Origin of the sequence: Streptomyces sp. NPDC090025, assembly GCF_044748125.1 — a bacterium.
Classification (GTDB): Bacteria; Actinomycetota; Actinomycetes; order Streptomycetales; family Streptomycetaceae; genus Streptomyces.
In genome coordinates this window covers 1,180,614-1,198,587 of the sequence record NZ_JBIVFL010000001.1, presented here as the reverse complement: position 1 = coordinate 1,198,587, position 17,974 = coordinate 1,180,614, and the positions used below count along the sequence as shown (strand labels likewise).

At 71.0% G+C, this 17,974-nt stretch carries 17 protein-coding genes; 10 read left to right on the top strand and 7 right to left on the bottom strand.

Annotated elements, in window-relative coordinates; all coding sequences use genetic code 11:
• Window positions 1–55 precede the first annotated feature (55 nt).
• Window positions 56–1,042, top strand: a complete 987-nt coding sequence (locus tag ACIPXM_RS05610) for a 1-aminocyclopropane-1-carboxylate deaminase/D-cysteine desulfhydrase (protein ID WP_401652209.1) — start codon at window positions 56–58, stop codon at window positions 1,040–1,042.
• On the opposite strand, the gene ACIPXM_RS05605 is transcribed toward ACIPXM_RS05610, so the two are convergent.
• A complete protein-coding gene (locus ACIPXM_RS05605) occupies window positions 1,021–2,616 on the bottom strand; it encodes a Na+/H+ antiporter (RefSeq protein ID WP_401652207.1) in 1,596 nt (531 codons plus the stop codon). The two genes, ACIPXM_RS05610 and ACIPXM_RS05605, sit on opposite strands and share 22 nt — an antisense overlap.
• A 150-nt stretch (window positions 2,617–2,766) precedes the next feature.
• Here ACIPXM_RS05605 and ACIPXM_RS05600 point away from each other — a divergent pair, with 150 nt between their 5' ends.
• From ACIPXM_RS05600 to ACIPXM_RS05590, 3 genes are all read left to right on the top strand, one after another.
• Window positions 2,767–3,027: a UBP-type zinc finger domain-containing protein gene (locus tag ACIPXM_RS05600; protein WP_401652205.1), complete on the top strand. Its 261-nt coding sequence runs from the start codon at window positions 2,767–2,769 to the stop codon at window positions 3,025–3,027.
• A 223-nt stretch (window positions 3,028–3,250) separates the two neighbouring features.
• Window positions 3,251–3,664, top strand: coding sequence for an anti-sigma regulatory factor (locus tag ACIPXM_RS05595; RefSeq protein WP_401652203.1), 414 nt, complete (start codon window positions 3,251–3,253; stop codon window positions 3,662–3,664).
• Window positions 3,661–4,701, top strand: coding sequence for an RNA polymerase sigma factor SigF (locus ACIPXM_RS05590; RefSeq protein WP_401652201.1), 1,041 nt, complete (start codon window positions 3,661–3,663; stop codon window positions 4,699–4,701). Before ACIPXM_RS05595 ends, ACIPXM_RS05590 begins: the two co-directional genes overlap by 4 nt.
• An 80-nt stretch (window positions 4,702–4,781) precedes the next feature.
• Here ACIPXM_RS05590 and ACIPXM_RS05585 read toward each other — a convergent pair whose 3' ends face one another.
• The gene (locus ACIPXM_RS05585) at window positions 4,782–5,273 is read right to left on the bottom strand and encodes a hypothetical protein (RefSeq protein WP_401652199.1); all 492 of its coding nucleotides are present in this window, start codon (window positions 5,271–5,273) and stop codon (window positions 4,782–4,784) included.
• Window positions 5,274–5,359: 86 nt separating this feature from the next.
• On the opposite strand from ACIPXM_RS05585, the gene ACIPXM_RS05580 reads away from it, so the two are divergent.
• Complete coding sequence (locus tag ACIPXM_RS05580; RefSeq protein WP_401652197.1) at window positions 5,360–6,328, top strand: diacylglycerol/lipid kinase family protein; 969 nt, start codon at window positions 5,360–5,362, stop codon at window positions 6,326–6,328.
• 317 nt (window positions 6,329–6,645) lie between these two features.
• Window positions 6,646–6,903: a WhiB family transcriptional regulator gene (locus ACIPXM_RS05575; RefSeq protein WP_003953983.1), complete on the top strand. Its 258-nt coding sequence runs from the start codon at window positions 6,646–6,648 to the stop codon at window positions 6,901–6,903.
• A 188-nt stretch (window positions 6,904–7,091) separates the two neighbouring features.
• Here the strand turns inward: ACIPXM_RS05575 and ACIPXM_RS05570 are convergent, their stop codons facing one another.
• A complete protein-coding gene (locus ACIPXM_RS05570; protein ID WP_401652520.1) occupies window positions 7,092–8,558 on the bottom strand; it encodes a sensor histidine kinase in 1,467 nt (488 codons plus the stop codon).
• Window positions 8,559–9,107: 549 nt separating this feature from the next.
• On the opposite strand from ACIPXM_RS05570, the gene nagB reads away from it, so the two are divergent.
• Window positions 9,108–9,893 carry a glucosamine-6-phosphate deaminase gene (nagB, locus tag ACIPXM_RS05565; RefSeq protein WP_401652195.1) on the top strand — a complete coding sequence of 262 codons (786 nt, stop codon included), beginning with the start codon at window positions 9,108–9,110 and terminating at the stop codon, window positions 9,891–9,893.
• A gap of 130 nt (window positions 9,894–10,023) precedes the next feature.
• Here nagB and ACIPXM_RS05560 read toward each other — a convergent pair whose 3' ends face one another.
• The 4 genes from ACIPXM_RS05560 to ACIPXM_RS05545 form a co-directional block, all read right to left on the bottom strand.
• On the bottom strand, window positions 10,024–11,544 hold the full coding sequence (locus tag ACIPXM_RS05560) for a glycoside hydrolase family 3 protein (protein ID WP_401652193.1): 1,521 nt from the start codon (window positions 11,542–11,544) through the stop codon (window positions 10,024–10,026).
• Window positions 11,545–11,554: 10 nt separating this feature from the next.
• The gene (locus ACIPXM_RS05555; protein WP_401652191.1) at window positions 11,555–12,421 is read right to left on the bottom strand and encodes a carbohydrate ABC transporter permease; all 867 of its coding nucleotides are present in this window, start codon (window positions 12,419–12,421) and stop codon (window positions 11,555–11,557) included.
• A complete protein-coding gene (locus ACIPXM_RS05550; protein WP_401652189.1) occupies window positions 12,418–13,410 on the bottom strand; it encodes a carbohydrate ABC transporter permease in 993 nt (330 codons plus the stop codon). The genes ACIPXM_RS05555 and ACIPXM_RS05550 overlap by 4 nt, the downstream gene beginning before the upstream one ends.
• Before the next feature lie 83 nt (window positions 13,411–13,493).
• Window positions 13,494–14,777, bottom strand: coding sequence for an extracellular solute-binding protein (locus tag ACIPXM_RS05545; RefSeq protein ID WP_401652187.1), 1,284 nt, complete (start codon window positions 14,775–14,777; stop codon window positions 13,494–13,496).
• A 284-nt stretch (window positions 14,778–15,061) separates the two neighbouring features.
• On the opposite strand from ACIPXM_RS05545, the gene ACIPXM_RS05540 reads away from it, so the two are divergent.
• The 3 genes from ACIPXM_RS05540 (at window position 15,062) to mctP (ending at window position 17,935) form a co-directional block, all read left to right on the top strand.
• On the top strand, window positions 15,062–15,826 hold the full coding sequence (locus ACIPXM_RS05540) for a GntR family transcriptional regulator (RefSeq protein ID WP_401652185.1): 765 nt from the start codon (window positions 15,062–15,064) through the stop codon (window positions 15,824–15,826).
• 238 nt (window positions 15,827–16,064) lie between these two features.
• Complete coding sequence (locus ACIPXM_RS05535; protein ID WP_401652183.1) at window positions 16,065–16,319, top strand: DUF3311 domain-containing protein; 255 nt, start codon at window positions 16,065–16,067, stop codon at window positions 16,317–16,319.
• Entirely contained in the window at window positions 16,316–17,935 is a 1,620-nt protein-coding gene (gene mctP, locus ACIPXM_RS05530; RefSeq protein WP_401652181.1) for a monocarboxylate uptake permease MctP, read from the top strand. The genes ACIPXM_RS05535 and mctP overlap by 4 nt, the downstream gene beginning before the upstream one ends.
• The last annotated feature ends 39 nt before the right edge of the window (window positions 17,936–17,974 follow it).

Sequence of the window (17,974 nt, the reverse complement as noted above, 5' to 3'; positions counted from 1 at the left end):
CGGGCACGGCACCGCCGACCACCGCCGACCGCCGCCGACCGGCGACAATGTCCGGGTGAACGTGCTCGATCCCGCGATACGGCTGCGCCCCCGGCTCCCCTCCCCCCTGGAGCCGGTCGACGACGAGCGCTTCACCCGGCGCGGGCTCACCCTGCTGCTCAAGCGGGACGACCTGATCCACCCCGCGCTGCCCGGCAACAAGTGGCGCAAGCTGGCGCCCAACCTGGTGGCGGCGGGCGGTCGTCCGGTGGTCACCTTCGGGGGCGCGTACTCCAACCATCTGCGGGCGACTGCCGCCGCCGGGCGGCTGCTCGGCTTCCCGACCGTCGGCGTGGTCCGGGGCGACGAGCTGGCCGGCCGCCCGCTGAACCCCTCGCTCGCGCGCTGCGCGGCGGACGGGATGCGCCTGGTGTTCGTCGACCGCGCCACGTACCGGACGAAGCACGACCCCGGTGGTCCGGCCGCGCTGCTGGCCCGCGCCGAGGCTCCCGGGGACGCGTACGTCGTCCCTGAAGGCGGCAGCAATCCGGCCGCCGTGCGGGGGTGCGTGGCGCTCGGCGCGGAGCTGACGGCGGCGGGGGCCGACGTGGCGGCGGTCGCGGTGGGCACCGGCGGCACCCTGGCGGGCCTCGCGGCGGGCTTCGGCGGGCGGGTGATCGGCTTCCCGGTGCTCAGGGGCGGGTTCCTCGGCGACGAGGTCCGCGCGCTCCAGGCGGCCGCGTTCGGCGGGCCGCGCGGCGACTGGCTGCTCGACGAGCGCTTCCACGGCGGCGGCTACGCCCGTACCACCCCGGAGCTCGACGCCTTCTCCGCCGCGTTCGAATCCCGGCACGGGGCCCGGCATGGACTCGCCATCGAGCGGCTGTATGTCGCCAAAATGCTGCACGGTCTGGTGACGCTCGCCGAGGAGGGCGCCTTCCCGCCCGGCACCCGGATCGCCGCCGTGATCACCGGCGCCCCCGAACCGGACCCGGATCCCGCCCCCGTACCGGAGCAGCCGGAGCAGCCTCGGCGGCCCGGTCAGTCGGACTCCTCCCGGTAGGCCGCCGCCTCCTCCAGGTCGAGCCGCCGCAGCAGCGTCCGCATCATCTCGTCGTCGATCCGGCGGGCGTCCCGCAGCTGGACGAACACCTCGCGCTCGGCGTCGATCATCTCCCCGGCGAGCCGCCGGTAGGTGTCGTCGACGGTCTCCCCGGTGACCTCGTTGACCGTGCCGAGCCGCTCCCAGACGGCGTTGCGGCGGCGTTCCATGACCGCCCGCAGCCGCTCGGCGAGCGGGTCGGGCAGAGCGTTGCGGTCGTCGGCGAGGAGGGCGTCCAGGCGGGCCTCGGCGGCGGCCGACGCCTCGCTCTGGGCCTGCGCCTCGGCCAGCGTCTCCCGCACCCGGTCGCGGGCGGGCAGCCGCAGCGCGCGGATCAGCGGCGGCAGCGAGAGGCCCTGGACCACCAGGGTGCCGATGACGGTGGTGAAGGTGAGGAAGAGGACCAGGTTGCGGGCCGGGAACTCGACGCCGTCGACGGCCACCGGGATGGAGAACGCGATCGCGAGCGAGACCACCCCGCGCATCCCGGCCCAGCCGACGATCACCGGCGCCTTCCAGTCGACGCCCGGCTCGCGCTCCCTGATCCGGGCGGACAGCCGGCGCGGCAGGAAGGTGGAGGGGAAGACCCAGACGAAACGGACCACGACCACGAAGACGAAGACCCCGGCGGCGTACCAGGCGGCCTCGCCGATGCCGTACGGGCCGAGGCCCCGCACCACGTACGGCAGCTGGAGGCCGATCAGCGCGAAGACGGCGGACTCCAGGACGAAGGCGACCATCTTCCAGACGGCCTCCTCCTGGATCCGGGTGGCGAAGTCGACCTGCCAGTTCTTGTGGCCGAGGAAGAGGCCGACGACGACCACCGCGAGCACTCCGGAGGCGCCCACCTCCTCGGCCGCCGCGTAGGCGACGAAGGGGATCAGGAGGGAGAGCGTGTTCTGCAGCAGGGCCTCGCGCAGCCGGGTGCGCAGCCAGTGGATCGGCACCATCAGGATCAGGCCGACGCCGATGCCGCCGACCGCGGCGAGCGCGAACTCCTTCAGGCCGCCGGCCCAGCTGAGGCCCTCGCCGACGGCGGCGGCGAGCGCCACTTTGTAGGCGGTGATCGCGGTGGCGTCGTTCACCAGGGACTCGCCCTGGAGGATGGTGGTGATGCGGTTCGGCAGCCCGAGCTTGCGGGCGATGGCGGTGGCGGCGACCGCGTCCGGCGGGGCGACCACCGCGCCGAGCACCAGGGCGGCGGTCAGCGGCAGGTCGGGCACCAGGAGGTAGGCGAGCCAGCCCACCGCGACGGTCGCGAAGAGGACGTAGCCGACGGAGAGCAGGGCGACCGGCCGGATGTTGGCGCGCAGATCGAGGTACGAGGACTCGACGGCGGCCGTGTAGAGCAGCGGCGGCAGGATCAGCGGGAGCACGATGTGCGGGTCGAGGGTGTAGTCCGGCACCCCGGGCACGTAGGCGGCGGCGAGGCCGGCGGCCACCAGGAGCAGCGGCGCGGGCACCGGGGTCCGGCGGGCGAGGCCCGCCACCGCGGCGCTCGCCGCGACCAGCCCCACCAGTTGCAGTGCGTCCATGCCGTCCCCCGCTCCTCTCCGGTCCCGCGTGACGCCCACGCGAGTCCCGCGTGACGCCTGCGCGACTCCACCGTCACCACGCGACACCGTCACCACGCGACTCCACCGTCACCACGTGACGCGTGAAGGTCACCACGTAACCTGGCCATCATGAGCGAGTGCCCGCACGTTGCCGAAATGCCGCGCCCCGAACCGGCGCCGCTGAACGACACCTGCCCCGAGTGCCTGGCCGACGGCACCCACCCCGTCCAGCTGCGGCTCTGCCTGACCTGTGGCCATGTGGGGTGCTGCGACTCGTCGGCGGGGCGGCACGCGACGGCGCACTTCCACGGCACCGGCCACCCGGTGATGCGGACCTTCGAGCCGGGCGAGGCGTGGCGCTGGTGCTTCGTGGACGGTTCGATCGTCTGACGGCTGGGTACGTCACCCCTCCGCGGGTTCTCCGCGGCCGCCGGCGCGCACGGCGGGTCCCTCTGGGTCGGGCCCTCGGGGGCGGTCCTGCCGGACCCCTGGCGACACGGCGGGACGGATCGCGATAGCGTCTCGGCGGACTGCGCAACCGACTGCGCACCGCCTGGTTCGGGGGGCTCCCTCCTCGGACCCCGAAAGAGCTTGTGCCACCTTGGAGGTGAGGGTGTCCCAGATCGCAGGCGAGCCCGGGACCCAGGACTTCGTGGAAGTCCGGCTGCCCGCTGCGGGTGCCTACCTGTCCGTGCTGCGTACGGCCACGGCCGGCCTCGCGGCGCGCTTGGACTTCACCCTCGACGAGATCGAGGACCTGCGGATCGCCGTCGACGAGGCGTGCGCGATCCTGCTCCAGCAGGCGGTGCCGGGGTCGGTGCTGAGCTGCGTCTTCCAGCTCGTGGACGACTCCCTCGACGTCACGGTGTCGGCGCCGACGACCGACGGCCGGGCGCCCGAGCGGGACACCTTCGCGTGGACGGTGCTCTCGGCGCTGGCGGGCAAGGTGGAGTCGACCGTGGCCGACGACAAAACCGTCTCCATCAGCCTCTACAAACAGCGCGGCGCGGGGCCAGGCCCGGCGTGAGGCGCGGGGACGCGACGGCCGGCATCCCTGAGCAGCAGGCACGGCCGCATCCGGAGGCCGGCGCCCTGGCCGGCACCGAGCCCGGAATCGAGGTCGGAGTCGAGGTCGCTACGGATCACGCGGAGCAGGCGGACCAGATGAGCGAGCACGAACAGCACGAGGCGGTCCCCGAGGGCCCAGCGGGCGCCGAGGCCCCGGCGGGCCCCGAGGGTCCCGAGGCCGCGGCGGCCCCCGCCGAGCACACCCGTCATGGGCAGCATCACGGGTCCGAGCGGCCGGACCCGCACGACCGGAGCGGGGCGCGGGCGCTCTTCATCGAGCTCCGCGCGCTGCCGGAGGGTTCGCCGGAGAAGGCGGCGCTGCGCGACCGGCTGGTGCGGATGCACCTGCCGCTGGTGGAGCACCTGGCGCGGCGGTTCCGCAACCGGGGCGAGCCGCTGGACGATCTGACCCAGGTGGCGACGATCGGTCTGATCAAGTCGGTGGACCGGTTCGACCCGGACCGCGGGGTGGAGTTCTCCACGTACGCGACGCCGACGGTGGTCGGCGAGATCAAGCGGCACTTCCGGGACAAGGGCTGGGCGGTACGGGTGCCCCGCCGCCTTCAGGAGCTGCGGCTCTCGCTGACCACGGCGACGGCGGAGCTGTCGCAGCAGCACGGGCGCTCGCCGACCGTGCACGAGCTGGCGGAGCGGCTGGGGATCTCGGAGGAGGAGGTCCTGGAGGGTCTGGAGTCGGCGAACGCCTACTCGACGCTCTCCCTGGACGTGCCGGACACCGACGACGAGTCGCCCGCGGTCGCGGACACCCTCGGCGCGGAGGACGAGGCCCTGGAGGGCGTCGAGTACCGGGAGTCGCTGAAGCCGCTCCTGGAGGACCTGCCGCCGCGCGAGAAGCGGATCCTGCTGCTGCGGTTCTTCGGGAACATGACCCAGTCGCAGATCGCGCAGGAGGTCGGCATCTCGCAGATGCACGTGTCCCGGCTGCTGGCCCGGACGCTGGCGCAGCTGCGGGACAAGCTCCTCGTGGAGGAGTGAGCGGACCGGTCAGCGGACCGGTCATGGGTGTGGGGCCGGGGGTTCTCCCCCGGCCCCACACCCCTATGCGGTACGCGTCGCTAGGAGGCCGGGTCCTGACCCGGGCGGCGGATGCCGAGTGCCTCCGTCGTGGACGGGCTGACGAGCAGGACAAGGCCGGTCACCGCGAGGACCGCGAGGGCGATGCCCGCCGGGATCATCACGCTGTTCGCCTGGAGCAGCTGCCAGGCCACCGGCAGCGCCAGGATCTGCATGATCACGGCCGGGCCGCGGCTCCAGGACCGGCGCAGCCACAGGCCGCGGGCGGCGACCAGCGGGATCAGGCCGAGGGCGACCAGGGTGACCGCGCCCATCAGGGCCGAGGTGAGGTCGCCGGAGCGGTCGGTGAGGCTGGTCACCAGGAGCACGAGGCCGCCCGCCACCAGGGCCAGGCCCTCGACGCCGGCGACCGCGGCGGCGGCGGTGAGCCGCCCGGGCCGTACGGTCGCGTCGGCGGCCCCGTCGGTCCCGTCGGCGGAGCTTCCGGCGGCGCCCTTGGCGGCGCTCGTGTCGGCGTTACGCGTACTGCTCATGCAAGGCAGGGTAGCCGGGGCGCGGGCGGCCGGGGCCGGGAGGCCGGGACTGGGCCCGGTACCACCGGGTAGGTACGCTGGCGGTCATGCGCGCACTTCTCGTGGTCAACCCGGCAGCAACCACCACCAGCGCGCGTACCCGTGACGTCCTGATCCACGCGCTGGCCAGTGAGATGAAGCTGGAGGCGGTGACCTCCGAGTACCGGGGGCACGCCCGTGACCTGGGGCGCAGGGCGGCCGAGTCGGACGACATCGATCTGGTGGTGGCGCTCGGCGGCGACGGCACGGTCAACGAGGTGGTCAACGGGCTGCTGCACGCGGGGCCCGATCCGGAGCGGCTGCCGCGGCTCGCGGTGGTGCCGGGCGGCTCGACCAATGTGTTCGCGCGGGCGCTGGGGCTGCCGAACGACGCCGTGGAGGCGACCGGCGTCCTCCTGGACGCGCTGCGTGAGCGGCGGACCCGGACGGTGAGCCTCGGGCTCGCGTCCGGGACACCGGGCACGGACGACGAAGGGGTGCCGGACCGCTGGTTCACCTTCTGCGCGGGATTCGGTTTCGACGCGAGCGTCATCGGCCGGGTCGAACAGCAGCGCGAGCGGGGCAAGCGTTCGACCCATGCGCTCTATCTGCGCCAGGTGCTGCGCCAGTTCTTCGGCGAGCAGCACCGCAGACACGGCACGATCACCCTGGACCGGCCGGGCGAGGACCCGGTGCGGGAGCTGGTGTTCTCCATAATCTGCAACACCTCTCCCTGGACCTACCTGGGCAATCGTCCGGTGTACGCGTCCCCGGAGGCGTCCTTCGAAACAGCGCTGGACGTGGTCGGACTGACCCGTCTCTCGACCCCCGCGGTGGCCCGGTTCGCCACTCAGCTGCTCACCTCGACGCCCGAACGGGGCCCTCAGGGCAAGCACGCGCAGGCGCTGCACGACCTCACCGACTTCACCTTGCATTCGAAGGTCCCGTTGCCGTTGCAGATGGACGGAGACCACCTGGGACTGCGTAAGAGCGTGACGTTCACAGGCGTACGCCGGGCACTGCGTGTGATTGTGTGACCAGAAGGACCGAAAGTCCTTCTACTCGAACGTTTAGGCTGCCCTCCACCCCCTAGAAGTACGGCTGTGACGGAGCCGACACCGAGGAATCAAAAAAAACTTTCCAGAAGGGGTTGTATCCGCTGCCGAGGTTTGCGAGTCTCTTCTTGGCGATCGGGACGGCCCGCAACACCGGCCTCCACTGAAAGCCAGAACCCCTCCTCAAACCCAGGACCACACCAGTTCACCTGGCAGTCGGCCCTTCCCTTGCGGGGGGATTCGTGAAAGCGTTCACATTCACAAGCAATCCGCACGTCACACCAAGAGAGGTAGCAGCCATGGACTGGCGTCACAACGCCGTTTGTCGTGAGGAAGACCCCGAGCTGTTCTTCCCCATCGGCAACACCGGTCCTGCGCTGCTGCAGATCGAGGAAGCCAAGGCCGTCTGCCGCCGCTGCCCCGTCATGGAGCAGTGCCTGCAGTGGGCGCTCGAGTCCGGCCAGGACTCCGGCGTCTGGGGTGGCCTCAGCGAGGACGAGCGCCGCGCGATGAAGCGCCGCGCCGCCCGCAACCGGGCGCGCAACGCCAGCGCCTGAGCCACCTGCAACAGCCTGAGGCAGCGCGGCGCGTACACCGTGTACGCATTCACCGCCTTCGAGCCGCAGCGCGCGCAGTAACCCACAGCATTCGAGCCCCGGACCGAATTCCTTTCGGTCCGGGGCTCGCTGCTGTGCGCGCCCGCCCGGAATATCCGGCGGGGTGCGCCCCGTACGGCGAACTCGCCTTATTTCAGCGGCTGTACGGGAATGTCGAGCACCACCCGGGTGCCGCCCTCGGGCACCGGTTGCATGTCGAACGTGCCGCCCAACTCGCCCTCGACCAGGGTCCGGACGATCTGAAGCCCCAGATTTCCGGCCCGCTGCGGGTCGAATCCCTCGGGCAGGCCGCGGCCGTCGTCCTTCACCGTGATCAGCAGCCGGGCGTCGGCGCGGGGTTCGCCGCGGACGGCGGTGACCTCGACGGTGCCGCGCTCCCCCGGCGCGAAGGCGTGTTCCAGGGCGTTCTGCAGGATCTCGGTGAGCACCATGGAGAGCGGGGTGGCGACCTCGGCGTCCAGGATGCCGAAGCGGCCGTTGCGCCGGCAGCTCACCTTGCCCGGGGAGATCTCGGCGACCATCGCGATCACCCGGTCGGCGATCTCGTCGAACTCGACCCGCTCGTCCAGATTCTGGGACAGCGTCTCATGGACGATGGCGATCGAACCGACCCTGCGGACCGCCTCGTTGAGGGCCTCGCGGCCGCGGTCGGAGTCCATCCGGCGGGCCTGGAGGCGCAACAGGGCGGCCACCGTCTGGAGGTTGTTCTTCACCCGGTGGTGGATCTCCCGGATGGTGGCGTCCTTGGTGATCAACTCGCGCTCGCGGCGGCGCAGTTCCGTGACGTCGCGGAGCAGCACCAGGGAGCCGATGCGGGTGCCCTTGGGCTTGAGCGGGATGGCCCGGAGCTGGATCACCCCGCCGTTGCCCTCGATCTCGAACTCGCGCGGGGCGTAGCCGGAGGCCATCTTGGCCAGGGCCTCGTCCACCGGGCCGCGGGACGGGGCCAGTTCGGCGGTGACCTGGCCGAGGTCCTGGCCGACCAGGTCGGCGGCGAGGCCGAGCCGGTGGTAGGCGGAGAGCGCGTTGGGCGAGGCGTACTGGACGACGCCGTCGGCGTCGAGCCGCATCAGGCCGTCCCCGGCGCGCGGCGAGGAGTCCATGTCGACCTGTTCGCCGGGGAACGGGAACTCGCCCGCGGCGATCATCTGGGCCAGGTCGGAGGCGGACTGGAGGTAGGTGAGCTCCAGCCGGGACGGGGTCCGCACGGTGAGCAGGTTGGTGTTGCGGGCGATCACGCCGAGCACCCGGCCCTCGCGGCGGACCGGGATGGACTCGACCCGGACGGGGACCTCCTCGCGCCACTCGGGGTCGCCCTCGCGGACGATCCGGCCCTCGTCGAGCGCGGCGTCCAGGAGCGGGCGCCGGCCGCGCGGCACGAGGTGGCCGACCATGTCGTCCTGGTAGGAGGTCGGCCCGGTGTTCGGGCGCATCTGCGCGACCGAGACATAGCGGGTGCCGTCCAGGGTGGGGACCCACAGGACCAGGTCGGCGAAGGAGAGGTCGGAGAGCAGCTGCCACTCCGACACCAGCATGTGGAGCCAGTCGAGGTCGGACTCGCTCAGCGCGGTGTGCTGGCGGACGAGGTCGTTCATGGAGGGCACGTGTGCGAGCGTACCCGTGGAATTACCGGGCGGTGAACCTGGAGTTCCCGGCGCCCGTGTTGGAGGATGGGCCGGGAAAGGACCGGGTCCCCATGGATGGACAGACGAGAATGGTCTAGTCCACAATGAGGGCATCACAGTGACATCATGAACCTCCGTCCTCCCCGCACAGGAGGGCGGACGAGGTAACCCGACGCTCTCTGCCCTGACCGCGTCGCTACCTCCCACACGGCCGAGGGCACCGCACACCCCCGGCCGGGCAACTCCGGGCTGCGGTGCCGGACGGGTTGAGGGTCCCGTCCCGGCGCCGCGGCCCGCGGGTTTTTCCGGGCCTTCCCGGGGCGGGCCCGTACCGCCGCCCGCCCCGCCCCCGTACACCGCCCGAGTGGCCGGTGGGGCCCCGGCGGCCGACGATGAGAGGGGCTGCGTCCGGCAGCCGGAACGACATGGGGAAAAGGGCCCCGCTCTGCTAGATTTGCGCCTAGATTGGTCTATACCACCGGCTCCTCCCCAGCCCCTCACCAGATCGGCAGGCACAGCGTGGAAGTTGTCATCGTCAAGGACGCCAAGGCGGGCGGCGAGCTCATCGCGGACGGCATCGCCGACCTCCTGCGCCGCAAGCCCGACGCGCTGCTGGGCGTGGCCACCGGATCGACCCCGCTGCCCATCTACGACGCCCTGACCGCCCAGGTCGCGGCCGGCTCCGTGGACGCCTCCCGGGCCCGGATCGCCCAGCTGGACGAGTACGTGGGCCTGCCCACCGGGCACCCCGAGTCCTACCGGGCCACCGTGCTCCGCCAGGTCGTGGAGCCGCTCGGCCTGTCCGAGGACGCCTTCATGGGCCCCGACGGCTCCGCCGAGGACGTCCAGGCGGCCTGCCTGGCGTACGACAAGGCGCTGCGCGACGCGGGCGGCGTGGACCTGCAGATCCTCGGCATCGGCACCGACGGGCACATCGGCTTCAACGAGCCGTGCTCCTCGCTCGCCTCCCGCACCCGGATCAAGACGCTGACCGAGCAGACCCGGGTCGACAACGCGCGCTTCTTCGACAACGACATCGAGCAGGTGCCGCACCACGTCATCACCCAGGGCATCGGCACCATCCTGGAGGCCCGCCACCTGGTGCTGCTCGCCACCGGCGAGGGCAAGGCCGAGGCCGTGGCGCAGACCGTGGAGGGCCCGGTCGCCGCGATCGTCCCGGCCTCCGCGCTCCAGCTGCACCCGCACGCGACCGTGGTCGTCGACGAGGCCGCCGCGTCCAAGCTGAAGCTGGCCGACTACTTCCGCCACACCTTCGTGAACAAGCCCGACTGGCAGGGCATCTGATCCCCACGGATCCCTGACGGATCCCGGCGGATCCACGGCTTCCGGCGCCGCCAGGCGTACGGCGAAGGGCCCGGCACCCCCCACGGGTGCCGGGCCCTTCTTCGTACCGCGAAGCCGCGAGGAGGGTGCCTCAGCGGCCCGCGATGACCTCCGCGGCGGCCCGGCCGCAGACGCGGGCCGCACCGTGGGTGGCGATGTGCAGGGCGCCGCGCGGCACCGACTCGTTGAGGCCCATCTCCACCACGACCGTGTCCGGGCGGGCGGCGATCAGGGCGTCCAGGGCGCCGGACATCCACGGGTGCCGGTGGGCGTCGCGGACGACCGCGACCACCCGCCGCTCCCCCGCGGCGGCGAGCACCGCGTCGACCGAGGCGTCCGCCCCGTACGAGCCGGTCGTGGTGCCCGGCAGGAGCCGCTCCAGCTCGGCGGCGATGCCCCAGGGGGTCTCGTCGCCGACGGCGAAGTTGGCGACCGGGGTGAACGAGGCGACGTAGGGCGCGGCCGTGGGCGGCGTCGGGAGCGCGTCGGCGGTGGTGACCCGCAGGGCCCGGCGGGCGGCGACGAGGCCGACGTCGGTGCCGGGCGCGGTCCCCTCCTGCACTGCCGCGCCCGGCCCCGATGCTGCCCCCCTCGCCCGGTGCGCCTGGGTCCAGGCCGCCAGGGCGCGCACGCGCGCCGCGGCGTCGGCCAGCCGCTCCTCGGGCAGTTCACCGGCCCGTACCGCGTCGACCAGCGCGTCGCGCAGCCGCAGTACGGTGCCCTCGTCGGCCAGCCCGCCGCCGACGCAGATGGCGTCGGCGCCCGCGGCGATCGCGAGGACGGATCCGCGCTCGATGCCGTACGTCGACGAGATGGCCTGCATCTCCATGCCGTCGGTGACGATGAGCCCCTCGAAGCCCAGCTCCTGGCGCAGCAGTCCGGTGAGGATGCGCGGGCTCAGGGTGGCCGGCCGCTCGGGGTCGAGCGCGGAGAGAAGGATATGCGCGCTCATGACCGCCTTGGTACCGGCGGCGATGGCCGCGCGGAAAGGTGCCAGCTCACGGGCGTGCAGTGTGGTGAGGTCCACATCGATCCGGGGCAGCGCGTGGTGCGAGTCCACGTTGGTGTCGCCGTGTCCGGGGAAGTGCTTGGTGCAGGCGGCGACGCCCACGGCCTGCAGGCCGTCGACGTACGCCACGGTGTGCCGGGCGACCAGCTCGGGGTCGGCGCCGAAGGAGCGCACCCCGATGACCGGGTTGTCGGCGTTGGAGTTCACGTCGGCGGACGGCGCCCAGTTGAGGTCGACGCCGCACTCGGCGAGCCGGCGGCCGAGCTCGCGGGCGACGGCCCGGGTGAGCTCGACGTCGTCGACGGTGCCGAGGGCGTAGTTGCCGGGGAACGAGGAGCCCTGCCGGACTTCCAGGCGGGTGACGTCGCCGCCCTCCTCGTCGATGGCGACGAGGACGTCGTCGCGCTCGGCGCGCAGCTGCGCGGTGAGCGCGGCCAGCTGCTCGGGGGTGGCGATGTTGCGGCCGAACAGGCCGACCGAGGAGAGTCCCTCGCCGATGCGGCGCAGCAGCCAGTCGGGCGCGGTGGTGCCGACGAAGCCGGGCTGCAGGACGGTGAGGGCGTCCCGGGTCAGGGTGTCCGTGCCGGTGGTGAGCGTGGTCATGGGGCGGACGTCATCCCTTCACTGCGCCGGCCGTCAGACCCGCGGCCATCTTGCGCTGGACGAGGAGGAAGAGGATCACGATGGGGACGGCCATCATGGTCGAGCCGGCCATCATCGCGGAGTACTCGGTGCCGTTCTTGGTGATGAAGTTGCCGAGCCAGACGGTGGCCGTCTGGTTCTGCTGGCTCATCAGCATCAGCGCGTACAGGTACTCGTTCCACGCCTGGATGAAGCCGTAGACGGAGGTGGCGACCATGCCGGGGGCGAGCAGCGGGAAGACGACCCGCAGGAACGCGCCGGTCGGGGTGCAGCCGTCGACCTGGGCGGCCTCCTCCAGCTCCTTCGGGATGTTGACGATGAATCCGCGCAGCGTCCACACCGTGAAGGGCAGGATGAAGGTCAGGTAGGTGATGATCAGGCCGGTGAGCTTGTCGTACTGCCCGAGGTCGTTGAGCAGCAGGAAGACCGGGATGATCATGGCGACGAGCGGGACCATCTGGACGGCGAGGATGCCGACGATGACGATCTTGCGGCCGCGGAAGGCGAAGCGGGAGATCGCGAGGGCGGCGAGCAGGCCGACCGCGATGCCGATGACGACCACGACGGTGGAGACCAGGAGGCTGCGGCCGACCGGGCCCCAGAAGTCCGCGATGTTGAGCGCCCGGTCGAAGTTCTTCAGGGTGAAGGTCGACGGGAAGAAGTGCGGGTCCGGGTCGATCGCGTCCTTGGACGGCTTGAAGGCCGTGTTGATCATCCAGTAGACGGGGAATCCGGCGGTGACGAAGACGAGCAGACCGAGCAGGTTCCAGCCGAGCTTGGACTTGCGCGGCTTGCGCGGGGCGCGCACCTTGCCGGGGCGCTGGGCGAGGGTGCTCACTCGACCTCTCCGATCTTGAGCATCTGGCGCATGTAGACCGCGACGACGCCGAGCAGCAGGGCGACCGTGACGAGCGCGATCGCGGAGCCGGTGCCGTAGTCGTTGACGACGAACGCCCTGTCGAACGAGTACGTGGTGAGCAGCTGGAACTCGGCCTCGGGGTGGCCGTTGCGCATCACGTACACCTGCGGGAAGACACCCATGTCCCAGATGACCGAGAGCGTCGTCAGCATCACGATGATCGGCTTGAGGATCGGCAGGGTGACGTAGCGGAAGACCTTCCAGGCGCCGGCGCCGTCGAGGCGGGCGGCCTCCTCCAGCTCCTTGGGCACCTGGGTGAGGCCGGCGCTCAGCGTGATGACCACGAAGGGCACGGCGCCCCAGACCACCAGGAGCATGATCACGGCGAGGCCCTGGGGGCCGCTGGCGAACCAGTTGTGGCCGATCATGTCGACGCCGGGGAGCTGGCTGAGCAGCCAGTTCAGGACGCCGTAGTCGGTGTCGAAGAGCCACTTGAAGATGGCGGTGGCGACGATGATGGGCATGCCCCAGCTCGCCACGAGCACGATGTTGATGAGGACCTTGACCCAGCCGGAGACCCGCTGGAGCAGCAGGGCGATCAGCATGCCGAGGACCATGGTGGTGACCACGGCGCCGGCGGCGAAGATCACGGTCCGGAGCACGACGGCCCAGAACTCGCTGTCGCCGAGGATCTTGGTGAAGTTGTCGAAGCCGGCCGACTCGGGCGCCTGGAAGCCCCAGAGCTGCGGCTGGCCGAACTTCTGGAACGACAGGGTGACCAGCCGGATCAGCGGATAGCCGAGCACCAGGAGGAGCACGAGCAGACATGGCGCGAGGAGCAGCCATGGGACCCCGGCCCCGTTTCTGGACTTCCCGCCGCGGGGCGCGGGCTTGCCGGTCTTCTCTCCGGCCGGTGGTGATTGCCGCACCGGCGGCACCTTCGCGGTGGTTGTCTCTGCGGCACTCATCCCGTGCTCCTCGGCGGTCCCTCTTGTGGTACGGGCAGGCGCAGGGCCCCGCCGTCGCGCGGACGGGGCCCTGCGGCGCTAGGTCACTTGTTGTTGATGACCTTGTCGATCGCGGCGTCGGCGTCCTTGGCCGCCTGCTCGACCGACTTCTTGCCGTTGGCGATCTCGATGAGCATCGTCTTGAGGGTCTGGGCCTTCTCGACCTGGCCCCAGCCGGGGGCGGTCGGGACGAACCAGCTGGACTCGGCCGCGGTCGCCGGGACGACGGTGGCCGGGTCGTTCTTCAGCGGCGCGAGGTCCGCCTTGTTGTTGGGCAGGTTGCCCTTGGCGACGAGGCCCTTCTGGCCCTCGGCGCCGGTGAAGGCCGCGATCCACTCGGCCGCCGCGCCCTGCGCCTTGGACTTGACCGGGATGGCCAGGTCCGAGCCGCCGAGGAAGACGGGGAGGTTCTTGCCGGACGGGCCGGGCATGACGAAGTTCTCGAGCTTGTCCTTCAGCCCGCCGACCTTGTCGTTCTCCGGGGTGGCGGACGTGGCGCCCTCCCAGCCGGCCGCGAAGATCGTCGCGGACTTGCCCTGGCCGAAGACGACGGGACGGTCGGACTCGTCCTTCGTCTTGTCGCCGTGCATGTACTTGTCGACGATGTTCTTGTACTCGGTGAGGCCCTTGACGGACTCGGCCGAGGACAGGTTGGCCTTCCAGTTCTCGCCGTCCTGCTTGGCGATGGAGCCACCGGCCTCGTAGACGAACGACATCGCGGCGTACCAGTCCGGCGACGGCTGGTACCAGGCGCTGAACTTGTCGCCCTTCTTCTGCTGGATGGCGTCGAGCGCGGCGGTCAGCTCGGCCCAGGTCTTCGGGGCGGCCTTGACGCCCGCCTCGGCGGCGATGTCCTTGCGCCAGGTGCCCACGCGGCCACCGGCGTAGTAGGGGACACCGTAGGTCTTGCCGTTGTAGGTGACCGAGTCCTTGAGCGCGTCCAGCCACTTGTCGGAGTTCTCGAACTTCGACGGGTCGACCTCGGCGAAGGCACCCTTGGCCATGTACGAGATCATCTCGGAGTTGCCCATCTCGACAACGTCCGGGGCCTTGTCGGTCGCGAGCACCGCGTCGAGCTTGGTGTTCTTGTCCGGCCAGCCGTAGTACTCGTGCTTGATCTTGATGCCGGGGTGCTTCTTGGCGACCGCGTCATCGGCGGCCTTGACCAGCTCCGGCCAGTTGTTCTGCGCGTCGACGGTGAGCCAGACGGTCAGCTCCTTGGCGTCGCCACCGGCGTTCGCCCCACCCTTGTCGTCGGAACCACCACATGCCGCGACGGAGATCATCATGCCCGCGACGCCGATCGCCGCGATGAGCTTGCGCTTCACGCCACCCTCCTCAGGGATGCCTGCTCCCCCCTCCCACGGCGCGAAGACATACGTCGAGTGATGCTGTGGGGCTGGGACCTGGTCTTTAATGGTTTAGACCAGTACCCGGAGCTTGGCCTAGACCTTTAGGGGTGTCAAGGGTGTATAAGAAGGGCAGTCGGGTCCGTTATCGGACCGACACCTGAGGGAGGGCGACGACCCGTGACCGGTCCGTGCCACCATGTGAGCCGCGACAGACGGAGGAGCCGGTGACGGCAGCAGCGCAGCAGTCGGAGAGGCAGGTTATGGCCACGGACGCGGGGAGCACCGAACCGGAGGGCGCGATCGCCACCCGTACCGCGCGCGTACCCAAGTACTACCGGCTCAAGCGGCACTTGCTCGACATGACCGAAACTCTCCCCCCGGGCACCCCGGTCCCGCCGGAGCGCACCCTCGCCGCCGAGTTCGACACCTCCCGCACCACGGTCCGTCAGGCCCTCCAGGAACTGGTCGTCGAGGGCCGCCTGGAGCGCATCCAGGGCAAGGGCACCTTCGTGGCCAAGCCCAAGGTGTCGCAGGCCCTCCAGCTCACCTCGTACACCGAGGACATGCGCGCCCAGGGCCTCGAACCCACCTCGCAGCTCCTCGACATCGGCTACGTCACCGCCGACGACACCCTCGCCGGACTGCTCGACATCACGGCCGGCGGGCGGGTGCTGCGGATCGAGCGGCTGCGCCTCGCCAGCGGCGAGCCGATGGCCATCGAGACCACCCATCTGTCGGCCAAGCGCTTTCCCGCGCTGCGCCGTTCGCTGGTGAAGTACACCTCTCTCTACACCGCGCTCGCCGAGGTGTACGACGTCCACCTGGCCGAGGCCGAGGAGACCATCGAGACCTCCCTCGCCACCCCGCGCGAGGCCGGGCTGCTCGGCACCGACGTCGGCCTGCCGATGCTGATGCTCTCGCGGCACTCGCTCGACGCCAACGGCGAGCCGGTGGAGTGGGTGCGCTCGGTCTACCGGGGCGACCGCTACAAGTTCGTGGCGCGCCTCCAGCGGCCGAACGACTGAATTCCGGGCGGAATTCAGCTGCGACCCGCGCGGATCCGGGCGGAATTCAGCTGTAACCCGCGCGGATCCGGGCGGATCGCCGTGCCCGGTCGCGGCCGGTCCCGGCGGCTTCCGACGCCCCTGACCTGCCCCGACTGACACACTCGTATCCGTTATACGGACAGGGGTTCCTAACGGCGAGACCGTCGCCTACATTTCCTCGGCATTACGAGGTGATCAGCGAGGGGACGGTCTCACCATGTCAGAAGCCGCACAAGGGAAACAACCGGTCATCACACCGGTCAGAGTGGTGATCGCGGTCTGCCTCGCGGCGCCGTTCGTCGCGATGCTCTGGGTCGGCTCGTACGCGAAGGTCGAACCCACCTTCATCGGGGTGCCGTTCTTCTACTGGTACCAGATGCTGTGGGTGGTCATCTCCACCGCGCTCACCATGCTCGCCTACACGCTGTGGAAGCGTGACCAGCGCGCCCGCAAGGGGGGTGCGGCCCGATGAACGACGGCGTGAACGGTGTGGCGCTCGGCGTCTTCGTCTTCTTCTTCCTGGCCGTCACGGTCATGGGCTTCCTGGCCGCGCGCTGGCGCAAGGCCGAGAACGAGCACAGCCTCGACGAATGGGGCCTGGGCGGCCGCTCGTTCGGCACCTGGGTCACCTGGTTCCTGCTCGGCGGCGACCTCTACACCGCGTACACCTTCGTCGCCGTCCCCGCGGCGATCTACGCGGCGGGCGCGGCCGGCTTCTTCGCCGTGCCGTACACGATCCTGGTCTACCCGCTGATCTTCACCTTCCTGCCCCGCCTGTGGTCGGTGTCGCACAAGCACGGCTACGTCACCACCTCGGACTTCGTCCGGGGCCGGTTCGGGTCCAAGGGCCTGTCCCTCGCGGTCGCCGTCACCGGCATCCTCGCCACCATGCCGTACATCGCGCTCCAGCTGGTCGGCATCCAGGCCGTCCTGGACGTGATGGGCGTCGGCGGCGGCGAGGACACCAACTGGTTCGTCAAGGACCTGCCGCTGCTCATCGCGTTCGGCGTGCTCGCCGCGTACACGTACTCCTCGGGTCTGCGCGCCCCGGCGCTCATCGCCTTCGTCAAGGACACCCTGATCTACATCGTCATCGCGGTGGCGATCATCTACATCCCGATCAAGCTGGGCGGCTTCGACGAGATCTTCGCCAAGGCGGGCGAGGCGTACGCGACGGTCAACCCGGCCACCGGCAAGCCCAAGGGCGCCCTGGTGCCCGGCGAGGCGGGCCAGTGGACGTACGCGACGCTGGCGCTCGGCTCGGCGCTCGCGCTGTTCATGTACCCGCACTCGATCACCGCGACGCTCTCCTCCCGGAGCCGTGAGGTGATCCGCCGCAACACCACGATCCTGCCGCTGTACTCGCTGATGCTGGGCCTGCTCGCGCTGCTCGGCTTCATGGCCATCGCGGCCGGCGTCAAGGTCACCAACGGCCAGCTCGCCATCCCGCAGCTGTTCGAGAACATGTTCCCCGACTGGTTCGCGGGCGTGGCCTTCGCCGCCATCGGCATCGGCGCCCTGGTCCCGGCCGCGATCATGTCGATCGCCGCGGCCAACCTGTTCACCCGCAACATCTACAAGGACTTCATCAGGCCGGACGCGACCCCGGCGCAGGAGACCAAGGTCTCCAAGCTGGTGTCGCTCCTGGTGAAGGTCGGCGCCCTGGTCTTCGTCCTCACCATGGACAAGACCGTCGCCATCAACTTCCAGCTGCTCGGCGGCATCTGGATCCTGCAGACCTTCCCGGCCCTGGTCGGCGGTCTGTTCACCCGCTGGATGCACCGCTGGGCGCTGCTCGCGGGCTGGGCGGTCGGCATGGTGTACGGCACGGCCGCGGCGTACGGCGTGGCGAGCCCGACCCAGAAGCACTTCGGCGGCTCCTCCGCCGAGATCCCGGGCATCGGCGAGATCGGCTACATCGGCCTCACCGCGTTCGTCCTGAACGTCGTGGTCACCGTCGTCCTCACCTTCGTCCTGCGGGCCCTCAAGGCCCCGGAGGGCGTCGACGAGACCTCGCCGTCGGACTACACGGCGGACGCGGGCGACGCGGGCGTCACCGACCTGCCGAAGGTCGGCGCCGGGCACTGAGCCACGGCGCGCCGCACGGCCCAGGCCGCCGGGACCCCG

Coding starts and splice junctions, on each gene's coding strand:
- mctP (WP_401652181.1), top strand. CDS start 16,316: ATGAACGACGGCGTGAACGGTGTGGCGCTCGGCGTCTTCGTCTTCTTC.
- ACIPXM_RS05575 (WP_003953983.1), top strand. CDS start 6,646: ATGGACTGGCGTCACAACGCCGTTTGTCGTGAGGAAGACCCCGAGCTG.
- ACIPXM_RS05600 (WP_401652205.1), top strand. CDS start 2,767: ATGAGCGAGTGCCCGCACGTTGCCGAAATGCCGCGCCCCGAACCGGCG.
- ACIPXM_RS05570 (WP_401652520.1), bottom strand. CDS start 8,558: ATGAACGACCTCGTCCGCCAGCACACCGCGCTGAGCGAGTCCGACCTC.
- ACIPXM_RS05535 (WP_401652183.1), top strand. CDS start 16,065: ATGTCAGAAGCCGCACAAGGGAAACAACCGGTCATCACACCGGTCAGA.
- ACIPXM_RS05605 (WP_401652207.1), bottom strand. CDS start 2,616: ATGGACGCACTGCAACTGGTGGGGCTGGTCGCGGCGAGCGCCGCGGTG.
- ACIPXM_RS05540 (WP_401652185.1), top strand. CDS start 15,062: ATGGCCACGGACGCGGGGAGCACCGAACCGGAGGGCGCGATCGCCACC.
- ACIPXM_RS05560 (WP_401652193.1), bottom strand. CDS start 11,544: ATGACCACGCTCACCACCGGCACGGACACCCTGACCCGGGACGCCCTC.
- ACIPXM_RS05580 (WP_401652197.1), top strand. CDS start 5,360: ATGCGCGCACTTCTCGTGGTCAACCCGGCAGCAACCACCACCAGCGCG.
- ACIPXM_RS05585 (WP_401652199.1), bottom strand. CDS start 5,273: ATGAGCAGTACGCGTAACGCCGACACGAGCGCCGCCAAGGGCGCCGCC.
- ACIPXM_RS05550 (WP_401652189.1), bottom strand. CDS start 13,410: ATGAGTGCCGCAGAGACAACCACCGCGAAGGTGCCGCCGGTGCGGCAA.